The following is an 11,535-nucleotide window of genomic DNA, read 5'->3' as shown; positions in this document are numbered from 1 at the left end:
GTGGTGTTTTATGTAAACGGTTGATTGTACTGTTCAAGCAGTCTTTATAAATGACAGCAACGAATTCAACAGGATGCATTTATTGTATTTCTTTACAACCAAAGTCTTCGCCTATTGTATATATAAATGAGTTAAATTTGCGGAGATTTAACCAAAATAATCTTGCTATATGACCTGGAAACAAGTCTTTACATCGTCAGTTGGGAAAAAGCTGGTTATGGGATTAACCGGAATTTCCCTTGTTTTGTTTTTAATTGTCCATGCGGGTATCAATGCCTGTGTTTTTGCAGACATGGTCGATCCTAATGAGAATGGAGAAATGTTTAATAAGGCCGCCCATTTTATGGGTTCTACGGTTTTAATCAGAATCATGGAAATTGGACTTTTTGCAGGTATTATTTTACACATTTTCCAGGGATATCTTTTAACGCTTGAAAACAAGCAAAAAAGATCAGTTGGCTACGCTGTCACTTATACGGACGGTAGCAAATGGTACAGCAGAAGCATGGGTTTGTTGGGAACATTAATTTTGATTTTCCTTGTTTTACACCTTTACCACTTCTGGGTTTCCGCACGTTTTACACATGAAGGATTAGCTCCGGTAACCTATAATGGCGTTGAAATGCACAATATGTTTGCTTTGATGCAGGCAACTTTCACTGAATGGTGGGTGATTGGTGTATATACCGCAGGATGTATATCTTTAGCTTATCACCTGGCTCACGGTTTTCAGAGTGCTTTCAGAACTTTAGGAGTGCACAATAAACGCTATACCACCTTATTAACCACTGTGGGTTATGCCTATTCAATCATCATTACGTTGGCATTCATTTTTATGCCGTTGAGCTTTAAACTAGGATGGATCGGATAGTGGGTCATTATTTAAAAAGTATATTCAAATCATCATAAACCTTTGGATCTATGTTAAATGCTAAAATTCCTACCGGACCATTAGAAAATAAGTGGGCTGAGTACAAGGGACATTGCAAACTGGTTAACCCTGCCAATAAGCGGAAACTGGAAGTAATTGTTGTGGGCACAGGATTGGCGGGAGCTTCTGCAGCTGCTTCGTTGGGTGAACTTGGTTATAAAGTAAAAGCATTTTGTTTTCAGGATTCCCCTCGCCGTGCACACTCTATTGCAGCACAGGGTGGAATTAATGCCGCTAAAAATTATCAGAACGACGGAGATAGTGTATTCCGTTTGTTTTACGATACCATTAAAGGTGGGGATTACAGAGCAAGAGAAGCAAATGTGCACAGACTTGCCGAAGTAAGCGCCAATATCATAGATCAGTGCGTTGCACAAGGTGTACCTTTTGCAAGGGAATATGGTGGTTTGTTAAGTAACCGTTCATTTGGTGGTACACAGGTACAGAGAACCTTTTATGCTGCCGGCCAAACAGGACAACAATTATTGATTGGTGCCTACCAGGCTTTGGAGCGTCAGGTTGCTCTTGGTAATGTAACTATGTACAGCAGACACGAAATGCTGGAAGTGGTAACCATTGATGGCAAAGCAAGAGGTATTATTGCACGCGACCTGGTAAGCGGCAAACTCGAAAGACATTTCGGGCATGCTGTATTATTATGTTCAGGCGGTTATGGTAATGTATTTTATTTGTCTACCAATGCAATGGGTAGCAACGTAACAGCTGCATGGAAAGCACACAAAAAAGGAGCCGCTTTTGCTAACCCTTGTTTTACTCAGATACACCCTACCTGTATTCCAGTAAGTGGCGACCATCAAAGTAAGCTGACGCTAATGTCAGAGTCTTTAAGAAATGACGGAAGAATCTGGGTACCTAAAAAACAAAACGATACAAGAAAGGCGACCGATATACCTGAAGAAGAAAGAGATTACTATTTGGAAAGAAGATATCCTGCCTTTGGTAATCTAGTACCAAGAGACGTTGCTTCCAGAGCAGCTAAAGAGCGTTGTGATGCAGGATACGGTGTTGGTAGCAGTAAGCAGGCGGTGTATCTTGATTATGCGGATGCCATTTTAAGATATGGCAAAATTGAAGCAGGTAAGCAAGGTAAAGTGAATGCTTCTCAGGAAGAAATTATTGCCTTAGGTAAGGAAGTGGTGAAAGCCAAATACGGTAACCTTTTTGATATGTATGAAAAGATTACCGGTGAAAACCCTTACGAAGTTCCCATGAGAATTTACCCTGCGGTACACTATACCATGGGGGGACTTTGGGTGGATTATGAATTGCAGACAACCGTTCCTGGCTTATATGCCTTGGGAGAAGCCAATTTCAGTGATCACGGAGCCAACCGTTTGGGAGCTTCTGCCCTGATGCAGGGGCTGGCTGACGGATACTTTGTTATTCCGTACACATTAGGTAACTACCTGGCAGACGAGATTTATAACAAATCCATTGAAACTTCTCACCCGGCTTTTGAAGAAGCAGAAAAAGCAGTTAGCGATAGAATTCATCAATTGATGAGTATCAAAGGAAAGCAGTCTGTTGAAAGTTTCCACAAGCGTTTGGGTAAAATTATGTGGGACAAGTGCGGTATGGCCAGAAATAAAGAAGGTTTGGAGCAGGCAATTAAAGAAATCCAGGCTTTGAAAAAAGAGTTCTGGAGCGACGTTAGAATTCCAGGAGAAATTAATGAAATGAATACCGAACTGGATAAGGCAAACCGTGTAGCAGATTTCATTGAATTGGGTGAGTTAATGTGTATAGATGCATTAAATCGCAATGAAAGCTGTGGCGGACATTTCAGAGAAGAATTCCAGACTCCGGACGGGGAAGCTTTAAGAGATGATGCAGGCTATATGTATGTAGCAGCCTGGGAATTCAAGGGTGAACATCAGTGGGATTTACTTAAAGAAACCCTTAACTACGATGTTATCAAGCCAACTCAACGTAACTACAAATAATCGTTGTATTTAAAGCAAATTAAAAACCGAATTAATTTTTAGCAATGGAACACTATCATATGAATCTGAACTTAAAAGTTTGGAGACAAAAAAACAGCAATACAAAAGGTGACTTTAAAACTTATCAGGTAAAAAACATTTCATCTGAAATGAGTTTCCTGGAAATGTTCGATGTACTGAACGAGCAATTGATCAGCGAAGGGGAAGAACCAGTTGCATTTGATCATGATTGTAGAGAAGGGATTTGTGGAATGTGTTCAATGTACATCAACGGAAAGCCACATGGCCCCTGGCAGGCAAATACTACCTGTCAATTGCATATGCGTGCATTCAAAGACGGAGACACAATTGTGGTTGAACCCTGGAGAGCCAATGCCTTCCCGGTTATTAAAGATTTAACAGTAGACAGAACTTCATTTGATAGAATTATCCAGGCAGGAGGTTATATCAGCGTTAACACCGGTAATGCGGTTGACGGAAATGCCTTACCTATCAACAAAGACAATGCAGACAATAGTTTTGCAGCTGCCATGTGTATTGGATGTGGGGCCTGTGTAGCAGCATGTAAAAACAGCTCAGCCATGTTGTTCCTGAGCGCCAAAGTGAGCCATCTGGCGCTGTTGCCACAAGGAGAACCCGAGCGCAAGACCCGCGTATTAAACATGGTAGCGCAGATGGATAAAGAAGGCTTCGGTGCTTGTACCAATACAGGTGCTTGTGAAGCAACTTGTCCAAAGGAAATTTCGTTAACGAATATTGCCAGACTCAACGCAGAATACCTAAGTGCGAGTTTAAGTGCAGAGAAATAATTTTTTTAGTATTGTTGAGTTCTCAATATTAAACTGAAATAAATGCGAAAAGTCCCAACATGTTGGGACTTTTCTTTTTTTACAATCCTGCAATTATCGCTTAATCAAATTGCCTGTTTTAGAAACCATATGGTGAATGGCTTTATCCAGATCCTGCGCAGCGGTTGCAATCCCCTCTTTTACCAAAATAAATGTATCCGGATCATTCGGAACATCCCGCATCAATGCTGCCAGACCCAATATATTACTCAAAGGTGCGCGGACCGTATGTGAACTCATAAATGCAATCTCTCTTAAATAACCATTTTGCTCTCTGATCATTTGCTCCTGGTGTCTTGCCTTATTTCGCTCATTAATCAATCGTTCATAGACTTTCCTTTCAAAATAAATACCAATGTAGGCAAACACTGCACAAAGCACAACCACGGCTATGGCATTGGTCGTAAACATTTTTTGGTAAATATCATCGCTGATGTTCTGCCATTTACTTGAATTGGGAACAAAAAGAATGGTTGCGGCAAAAGTTAGTACGCTGATAACAAAATACCCAATTACTTCTGCCCTGTATTCCCTGGTATTGCCCAGCATAAAAACCAGGGCAAAAATGGTGGGAATAATATAGAGATAAGCCCCAGCATTTAGTCCCTCCACCGAAGTGATTGCACACAAGAATATGTTTACTGCTAATACCACTGAAGTATTTTTAAACCTGCTATAGCCCCAATAATCCAACAACATAATGATTCCAATAACAAATGCAAATGCGTATAAAAGACAGGCAGATAACCAAAGACCTCTGATATGGTTGGTTATACCTGTGCCCAGAATAACGGTAAGTGCAACAACACCAAAGGAAATAAGTCTGCGGGAAGCGGCTCTTTGTTTGGAGATGATTGAAACCATAGGGATGATTTTATGCCCTATCTACGAAATATAATACCATCCGGTTTTCTCATTATTCATTATTTTCATAAAAATGAACCATTCCATGAGACTGATTTTGTCTATATGCGTTTTTTCCCTGCTGCTGACAGGCTGTTCCAATGTAAAAAACAAGAAAGAAATGAGCTATCAATGGCCGAAAGTGCAGGCACCGGTTGCCGCCCAAAAAGAACATACTAGAATATTGCATGGTGATACTGTTCCAGACCCTTATTACTGGATGATTGACTATTTTAAAAAAGGTCCTGACAGCACGGAAGTAGTCAAATACCTGACAGAAGAAAATGACTATACAGAGAAATTGATGGCTGGAACCAGAGATTTACAGACCCAGCTTTTCAATGAAATGAAAGCCCGGATTAAGGAAAAAGATGAATCTGTTCCTGTATTCAATAATGGATATTATTATTACACCCGAGCAGAGGAAGGCAAACAATATTATAAATATTGCCGGAAAAAAGGAAGCCTTAACGCAAAAGAAGAAATTTTACTTGACGTAGATCAGATGGCCGAAGGAAAAGCCTATTACTACATCACTGGCATTACAGTGAGTCCGGATAACCGGCTCCTGCTTTTTGGTGTTGATGAAGTGTCCAGAAGGCAGTATACTTTAAAAATAAAAAATCTGGAGACCGGAGAAATATTATCAGATGCCATTAAAGGAACCAGTGGCCAGGGCGTATGGGCCAACGATAACAAAACGATTTTTTATACTTTAAATAACCCAGTTACTTTACTGTCTGAAAAAATCATGAGGCATCAGTTGGGAAGTTCTGGCACAGACCAAATAGTTTACGAAGAAAAAGACAAAAGCAATTATATCGGGGTGAGCAAAACCAAAAACGGACAGTTTATTCTGATTACTTCACAGGCAACCCTTTCTTCGGAAGTTTTATTCATCAATGCCAATCAGCCCAATGATGCTTTTGTTTCATTCCAGCCAAGAATAAAAAATGTACTATACGACGTTGTTGCATTGGATGACCGTTTCTTAATCCGGACCAATTTGGATGCCCTGAATTTCAGAGTCATGGAATGTCCACTCAATAAAACCGGTGTTGCCAACTGGAAAGAAGTGATTCCACACAGAAAAGATATTCTGGTTCAAAGTGTTGATGCATATAAAAAATTTACCGTTATTACAGAGAGAAAGAATGGACTCATCCAACTGAATATCAAACAGAGCTTTAGTTCCGGAGAACATTATATTGCCTTTGATGAACCAGCTTATACAGCAAATTTAGGGGCGAATCCTAATTATTTTACAGACTCTATCAGATTCATCTACACATCTTTAACTACTCCTTACTCGGTTTACGATTATCATGTTCAGAATAAGAGTAAAACCTTACAAAAGCAAGTGGAAGTGCTGGGAGGATATAAAATCAATGATTATGTAACAGAGCGTATTTATGCACCAGCAAGCGACGGCACAAAAATTCCGATTTCATTGGTTTATAAGAAGGGATTAAAGAAAGACGGGAAATCTCCATTGTTATTATATGCGTACGGATCTTACGGATATTCGCTGGATGCTGAATTCAACAGCACGATTATCAGTTTATTGAACAGAGGATTCGTATATGCACTGGCCCATATCAGAGGAGGCGAAGATCTGGGAAGACAATGGTACGAAGAAGGAAAATTATTGAAGAAAAAAAATTCATTCACCGATTTCATCAACTGCGGAGAGTATCTGATTCAAGAGCAATTTACCAGTAAAGAACATTTGTACGCCAACGGAGGAAGTGCTGGTGGATTATTGATGGGCGCTGTTAGTACCATGGCGCCAGACTTATGGAACGGTGTTATTGCAGAAGTACCTTTTGTGGATGTTGTAAATACCATGTTAGATGAAAGTATTCCGTTAACGACCAATGAATTTGATGAATGGGGTAATCCAAAAGAAAAAATCTATTACGATTATCAGAAGAGCTACTCTCCTTACGAAAATGTTACTGCTAAAAAATATCCGAACTTATTGGTCACAACCGGATTACATGATAGTCAGGTACAGTATTTTGAACCTGCTAAATGGGTAGCCAAATTGAGGAGTCTGAAAACAGACAATAATTTGCTGCTTTTAAAGACAAATATGGATTATGGTCATGGCGGTGCTTCAGGAAGATTTGACTACTTAAAAGAAACGGCCTTTAACTTTGCATTCCTGCTTGCCCTGGAAGGCATTATGGAATAACAGAATGGCTAATACTTATTTTTCTTTTAAATCCTTTACTGTACACCAGGATAAAACTGCTATGAAAGTTTGCACAGATGCCTGTTTATTCGGGGCATGGACTGTAAAGCATGCACTTAAGCCTGAGACAAAACAAATACTGGATATTGGTACCGGTACCGGATTACTTTCCTTAATGCTTGCCCAGTTTACCCAATCAACTATTGATGCTGTAGAAATTGATAAAAATGCAGCTATTCAGGCAAGGGAAAACTTTGATGCTAGTCCATGGAAAAATCAACTCTTTGTTCATCATCAATCGATGGCAGAATACCTACAGGAACAGAACAGAAAATTCGATTTAATTATCTCGAATCCTCCATTTTTTGAAAATCAGCTAAAAAGCAGTCAGCATAACCGGAATCTGGCCATGCACAGCCAGGAGTTCAGCTTAAATTTTCTGGCTAGGGCAATGGTAGATTTATTATCTGATGACGGAATTGGAGCCGTATTAATACCATATCAAAGAACTGAAGAATGGAGGGAATTGGCCCACAGGGAAAAACTATCCCTTGTTCACTGCTGCTATGTAAAACAATCAGAATCTCATCCATTTTTCAGATCAATGTTTTTACTTCGAAAATTAAAAAAGGAGAAAAAAAACAATACGACTGAAATAAAGGAAGAAATCTGCATAAAAGTAGGTCCCGATTATTCAGAAGTATTTAAATCCATACTAAAACCCTACTATCTGGCGTTTTAATGGACCATCTTTGCAATGGGGTTAATTAACTAACTTCGATAAATGAAACTGAATCATTTTTTGACAGGAATATCCTTAATGCTTGCAAGCTGTAGTACAACTTCCGCTCCCATGGTTCCGGCAGAAAACGGCCTGGATGCAGGAAGAGAATTTATTGATGCCTGCTTAAAAGGTGATTTTGAAAGAGCTTCTTTCTATATGCTGGATTCTAAGGAAAACAAAGCCATCCTTGAAAATATAGAAAAAGAATACAGGGAAAAAGACAAGGAAGGCAGACAGGAATTAAGGACTGCTTCTATTAATATTAAAGAAGTTTCAGAACCCAATGACAGCACTGTTTTGATGTATCATAGCACTTCATTGGATACAACCGGGAAAAAGACAATCATTATCAAACAAAATAACCGTTGGTTGGTGAACTTGAACCAACCCAAACAATAAAGAACCAAGATATGAAGCAAACTACAGTATTACACCCCTGGCATGGAGTTCATTATGGAGAAAATGCCCCCCGCATAGTAAATGCAGTAATTGAAATACCTCAGGGATCCAGATGTAAATATGAAATAGACAAGCCAAGCGGACTTTTAAAATTGGACAGAGTAATTTTCTCTTCCTTTTATTATCCCATTAACTACGGATTCATTCCTCAGACTTATGGTGGAGATAAAGACCCGCTTGATATTTTAGTGATTACTTCTTTACCCGTGCAGCCTTTAACTTTAATGGAAGCTAAAGTAATCGGGGTAATGCAAATGATTGACGGAGGAGAACCCGATGATAAAATCATTGCAGTTGCCGCCACCGATCCGGGTGTGAACCACTATAATAATATTGAAGAACTCCCCAGACACTTTTTTGATGAACTCAGACACTTCTTTCAGGAATACAAGCGCCTGGAAAAAAAGGAAGTACTGGTAGAAGACTTTGGAGATAAGGCAAAAGCCTTAACCATTGTGGAAGAAGCTATCAGCTTTTACAAGGAAATTTTTGGACAATAATTTTTATGAGTACCACCACCCTTCTGCTATTGGTCATCATTGGACTTGCTGCCGGATTTCTGAGTGGCTTGGTAGGGATTGGCGGGGGAATCATCATGGTGCCGGCGCTTGTTTTTGTATTGGGATTTACCCAGAAACAAGCACAAGGCACTTCGCTTGGGGTGCTTGTTTTACCTGTAGTAGCACTGGCTGTATGGCAGTATTACAAGCAAGGTCAAATTAATTTCAATTATGTATTTGTAATTGCGCTGGCTTTCCTGGCAGGAGGATATCTGGGAAGCAAACTGGCATTGAATCTTTCCGACGATAAAATGAAGAAGATTTTTGCATTAGTAATGCTATTCCTGAGTCTGAAAATGTTGTTTTTAGACAAAAAAAAGCCGGTTGAGACGAATCATACAACAAAAAATAAACAATCTATTGAAGAGACGAGGGTGAATTGATTCACCCTCCTTATCTTTGTTAAAAATTAAGATACAATGGAAGCTAAACAATCTACTGGTAAATATTGGATGTTGTTCTTTTTCTGGCTTACTGCCATGATTGTACTCCTGATTGTATACCGTGAATTCTTCTGGCTTGCCCTTCCTGGCGTGGTTACCTATTTTGCCAAGGGTATGGATTTGATGTAATTTTTACTCCCCGGAATATCTCTTTATCAATCTGAGGGAATGTGTTCTCTCTCCTGTATCTGTGTTCAGTATACCTGCCTGGTCAATACTGTCAATACGTACTTTACCAGATGCGTGTATTATTTGCGACTCACTGAGCAGTATTCCTACATGTGTAATTTTTCCTGAAGGGTTATCAAAAAATGCAAGATCTCCGCATTTTGATTCAGCAAGAAATGCAATATCGGACCCTAATTCTGCCTGCTGGTAGGCATCTCGCGGAAGCGCTATATTGAAATAACGATAAACCTGCTGAACAAATCCGCTGCAATCAATTCCAAACAGGGTTCTCCCTCCCCACAAATAAGGCGTATTCAAAAAAAGAGTAGCAATTTCTTTTATTTTTTCTGTTGTTAGCAGATTATTCTCTGGATGGATTAATTGCCCCTGATAGGTAAACTGATACCCCTCCAGATTCAATTGCTGATCCTTGAAAAGCCCCAATGAAACACCAAAAGGTAATTGCATATTTGTCCCATTCACTTGAATTGGGTTCAAAAAGCCCCCAGCAATTTCTGCTGTAAATTGAATGGCCAATGCTTCTGGCACCCTTGCCAGCTGTGCAGCCTGACACCAACCTTCATACCCATCAAATTGGGTTTTGATTTTAACAAAGCTACCTGTAACTAAAAGAGGATTCCCTTCAATAATTTCTGCCAGTTCTCCGAATAACAATTGAGATACCATTTCCGATTGATGAGCCGCTTCTGCCCTGATAGGCACTACGGCAACGATGGCAGTTATAAATGTCATTTAAATTTTAAACGGAAGATATGGAATTTAATTATGCCTGCATCTTAAGAAAAATGCTTTTATTTAAACTGTGAATAAGGCTGCTTTTAACCATATTACCGATAACGAATTACTTAAAAAGTACCAGTCAGATTTTAATAAAGAATGGCTGGGTATTTTATTGCAGCGGTACACCCTTCTTCTGTTAGGCGTTTGCATGAAGTATCTGAAAAACGAAGAGGAAGCAAAGGATGCAGTTCAGCAAATATTTCTGAAGGCTTTGAATGAGCTGGAAAAATACCAGGTTGACTATCCCAAAAGCTGGCTATATAAAATAGCCTGCAATTATTGTTTAATGAAATTAAGAGATAGAAAAAGTACCTTAGAGCTAGATCAGCAGGATGAAAAGCTATTTATAACAGATACCGATAAAGAATACATAGCCGAAAAAGAAATAAATTTAAACCTGTTGGAAGAAGCACTTGAAGAATTAAATCAAGAACAGAAATCCTGCATAACTTTATTTTATCATCATAAAAAAAGCTATCAGCAAATCAGTGAAATCACCGGGTATACCCTTTTACAGGTAAAAAGCAATATTCAAAATGGAAAGCGAAATCTTAAACTGTTGCTTTTAAAAAAACAAACCAGAATATGAAAAGCTGGAAAAACATATTTAAACAGGAAGAGCCACTTTCAGATGATGAGCTACTGAACTATCTGAAAAACGAAGTGAATGCCGCTGATATTCATGTTCTGGAGGAAAAAATTGCTTCTTCTGATTTTAATATGGATGCATTGGAAGGCTTATCCGCATTCAAAGACAAGTCACAAATTATAAGTACCACGCAGCTCTTAAATAAACAACTTAAAAAACAAATTAGCAAAAGCAAATCCAAAAGAAAAAATAGAAAAATAGAAAATCAGCAATGGATTGTTGTAGTAACACTCTCTATTTTATTACTGATTATTCTAGGATATTTTCTAATTCATTATAGTCGTTAATGCCTGCAAAAAGCAAATATTAGTTCCTTTTGATCAGGAAATTCAGCTGCAAGTCTTTCTCCATTAGCCAATTCAAAATCAGCAAAATCAAAACCAGGGGCAACAGTACACCCCACCAAAGAATAAACACCTTCTGTTTTACTTGCGAACCAGGCACCAGCAGGAACGACTGCCTGAAAAACTTCATTCCTCAAAGCATTCTTTCCCAATTTAATCAAATGGTAATTTCCATTAGGTTCAATTACATGAATCTGTACCGGATCCCCATCATAAAAATGCCATAACTCGTCCGACTTAATCCGGTGAAAGGCGGAGAATGAATTTTGAACCAATAAAAACAAGATCGCTGTAGAACAATTTCTCTTACCCTTCATCCCATTCTGCAAGTGAGTCCCTTCCAGCTCCATTACAGACCGATAGGTTTCCTTATAATACCCACCTTCAGGATGAGGCAACAATTTATACGATTGGATAATAGCAGCTATGATGGCATTCATCCTGTAAAGAAAATAAATATTCTATTAAAAAATCTACTTAATGG

At 38.9% G+C, this 11,535-nt stretch carries 14 protein-coding genes; 11 read left to right on the top strand and 3 right to left on the bottom strand.

Annotation, left to right across the window (positions count from 1 at the left end; all coding sequences use genetic code 11):
• The first annotated feature begins 169 nt into the window (after positions 1 to 169).
• Genes F777_RS0107935 through F777_RS0107925 form a run of 3 tightly spaced genes read left to right on the top strand, consistent with a single transcriptional unit; the run spans position 170 to position 3,704 of the window.
• Positions 170 to 871: a succinate dehydrogenase cytochrome b subunit gene (locus F777_RS0107935; RefSeq protein ID WP_026751572.1), complete on the top strand. Its 702-nt coding sequence runs from the start codon at positions 170 to 172 to the stop codon at positions 869 to 871.
• A 50-nt stretch (positions 872 to 921) separates the two neighbouring features.
• Positions 922 to 2,895, top strand: coding sequence for a fumarate reductase/succinate dehydrogenase flavoprotein subunit (locus tag F777_RS0107930; RefSeq protein ID WP_026751571.1), 1,974 nt, complete (start codon positions 922 to 924; stop codon positions 2,893 to 2,895).
• Between the two features lie 44 nt (positions 2,896 to 2,939).
• Entirely contained in the window at positions 2,940 to 3,704 is a 765-nt protein-coding gene (locus F777_RS0107925) for a succinate dehydrogenase/fumarate reductase iron-sulfur subunit (RefSeq protein ID WP_026751570.1), read from the top strand.
• 93 nt (positions 3,705 to 3,797) lie between these two features.
• Here F777_RS0107925 and F777_RS0107920 read toward each other — a convergent pair whose 3' ends face one another.
• Positions 3,798 to 4,607 carry a hypothetical protein gene (locus tag F777_RS0107920; RefSeq protein ID WP_026751569.1) on the bottom strand — a complete coding sequence of 270 codons (810 nt, stop codon included), beginning with the start codon at positions 4,605 to 4,607 and terminating at the stop codon, positions 3,798 to 3,800.
• A gap of 85 nt (positions 4,608 to 4,692) precedes the next feature.
• Here F777_RS0107920 and F777_RS0107915 point away from each other — a divergent pair, with 85 nt between their 5' ends.
• From F777_RS0107915 to F777_RS17995, 6 genes are read left to right on the top strand one after another with little or no spacing between them, the layout of a single operon-like run.
• The gene (locus tag F777_RS0107915; protein WP_026751568.1) at positions 4,693 to 6,843 is read left to right on the top strand and encodes a S9 family peptidase; all 2,151 of its coding nucleotides are present in this window, start codon (positions 4,693 to 4,695) and stop codon (positions 6,841 to 6,843) included.
• Between the two features lie 4 nt (positions 6,844 to 6,847).
• Complete coding sequence (locus F777_RS0107910; RefSeq protein WP_026751567.1) at positions 6,848 to 7,585, top strand: tRNA1(Val) (adenine(37)-N6)-methyltransferase; 738 nt, start codon at positions 6,848 to 6,850, stop codon at positions 7,583 to 7,585.
• Between the two features lie 42 nt (positions 7,586 to 7,627).
• The gene (locus F777_RS0107905; RefSeq protein WP_026751566.1) at positions 7,628 to 8,026 is read left to right on the top strand and encodes a DUF4878 domain-containing protein; all 399 of its coding nucleotides are present in this window, start codon (positions 7,628 to 7,630) and stop codon (positions 8,024 to 8,026) included.
• Positions 8,027 to 8,037: 11 nt separating this feature from the next.
• Positions 8,038 to 8,586: an inorganic diphosphatase gene (locus F777_RS0107900; RefSeq protein ID WP_026751565.1), complete on the top strand. Its 549-nt coding sequence runs from the start codon at positions 8,038 to 8,040 to the stop codon at positions 8,584 to 8,586.
• Between the two features lie 5 nt (positions 8,587 to 8,591).
• Entirely contained in the window at positions 8,592 to 9,029 is a 438-nt protein-coding gene (locus tag F777_RS16155) for a sulfite exporter TauE/SafE family protein (RefSeq protein WP_071790315.1), read from the top strand.
• 36 nt (positions 9,030 to 9,065) lie between these two features.
• Positions 9,066 to 9,218 (top strand): hypothetical protein, encoded by a 153-nt coding sequence (locus F777_RS17995; protein ID WP_161631499.1) that lies wholly within the window; start codon positions 9,066 to 9,068, stop codon positions 9,216 to 9,218.
• 3 nt (positions 9,219 to 9,221) lie between these two features.
• Here the strand turns inward: F777_RS17995 and F777_RS0107885 are convergent, their stop codons facing one another.
• Positions 9,222 to 10,010, bottom strand: a complete 789-nt coding sequence (locus F777_RS0107885) for a C40 family peptidase (protein ID WP_026751564.1) — start codon at positions 10,008 to 10,010, stop codon at positions 9,222 to 9,224.
• A 70-nt stretch (positions 10,011 to 10,080) separates the two neighbouring features.
• Between F777_RS0107885 and F777_RS0107880 the strand changes: the two genes are divergently transcribed.
• Positions 10,081 to 10,647 carry an RNA polymerase sigma factor gene (locus F777_RS0107880; protein ID WP_026751563.1) on the top strand — a complete coding sequence of 189 codons (567 nt, stop codon included), beginning with the start codon at positions 10,081 to 10,083 and terminating at the stop codon, positions 10,645 to 10,647.
• Positions 10,644 to 10,994, top strand: a complete 351-nt coding sequence (locus F777_RS0107875; protein ID WP_026751562.1) for a hypothetical protein — start codon at positions 10,644 to 10,646, stop codon at positions 10,992 to 10,994. The genes F777_RS0107880 and F777_RS0107875 overlap by 4 nt, the downstream gene beginning before the upstream one ends.
• On the opposite strand, the gene F777_RS0107870 is transcribed toward F777_RS0107875, so the two are convergent.
• Positions 10,991 to 11,491 carry a cupin domain-containing protein gene (locus F777_RS0107870; RefSeq protein ID WP_026751561.1) on the bottom strand — a complete coding sequence of 167 codons (501 nt, stop codon included), beginning with the start codon at positions 11,489 to 11,491 and terminating at the stop codon, positions 10,991 to 10,993. The two genes, F777_RS0107875 and F777_RS0107870, sit on opposite strands and share 4 nt — an antisense overlap.
• Positions 11,492 to 11,535 lie beyond the last annotated feature (44 nt).

The sequence above is a fragment of the Sediminibacterium sp. C3 genome (assembly GCF_000508085.1).
Lineage (GTDB): Bacteria > Bacteroidota > Bacteroidia > Chitinophagales > Chitinophagaceae > Sediminibacterium.
Note: the sequence above shows the minus strand (reverse complement) of the source record. Positions and strands in the feature narration are given on the sequence as shown.

Excerpts from the sequence above, each read along its gene's own strand:
- F777_RS0107910 (WP_026751567.1), top strand. The coding sequence starts at position 6,848 with ATGGCTAATACTTATTTTTCTTTTAAATCCTTTACTGTACACCAGGAT.
- F777_RS0107900 (WP_026751565.1), top strand. The coding sequence starts at position 8,038 with ATGAAGCAAACTACAGTATTACACCCCTGGCATGGAGTTCATTATGGA.
- F777_RS16155 (WP_071790315.1), top strand. The coding sequence starts at position 8,592 with ATGAGTACCACCACCCTTCTGCTATTGGTCATCATTGGACTTGCTGCC.
- F777_RS0107905 (WP_026751566.1), top strand. The coding sequence starts at position 7,628 with ATGAAACTGAATCATTTTTTGACAGGAATATCCTTAATGCTTGCAAGC.
- F777_RS0107875 (WP_026751562.1), top strand. The coding sequence starts at position 10,644 with ATGAAAAGCTGGAAAAACATATTTAAACAGGAAGAGCCACTTTCAGAT.
- F777_RS17995 (WP_161631499.1), top strand. The coding sequence starts at position 9,066 with ATGGAAGCTAAACAATCTACTGGTAAATATTGGATGTTGTTCTTTTTC.
- F777_RS0107935 (WP_026751572.1), top strand. The coding sequence starts at position 170 with ATGACCTGGAAACAAGTCTTTACATCGTCAGTTGGGAAAAAGCTGGTT.
- F777_RS0107920 (WP_026751569.1), bottom strand. The coding sequence starts at position 4,607 with ATGGTTTCAATCATCTCCAAACAAAGAGCCGCTTCCCGCAGACTTATT.
- F777_RS0107870 (WP_026751561.1), bottom strand. The coding sequence starts at position 11,491 with ATGAATGCCATCATAGCTGCTATTATCCAATCGTATAAATTGTTGCCT.
- F777_RS0107930 (WP_026751571.1), top strand. The coding sequence starts at position 922 with ATGTTAAATGCTAAAATTCCTACCGGACCATTAGAAAATAAGTGGGCT.
- F777_RS0107915 (WP_026751568.1), top strand. The coding sequence starts at position 4,693 with ATGAGACTGATTTTGTCTATATGCGTTTTTTCCCTGCTGCTGACAGGC.
- F777_RS0107885 (WP_026751564.1), bottom strand. The coding sequence starts at position 10,010 with ATGACATTTATAACTGCCATCGTTGCCGTAGTGCCTATCAGGGCAGAA.
- F777_RS0107925 (WP_026751570.1), top strand. The coding sequence starts at position 2,940 with ATGGAACACTATCATATGAATCTGAACTTAAAAGTTTGGAGACAAAAA.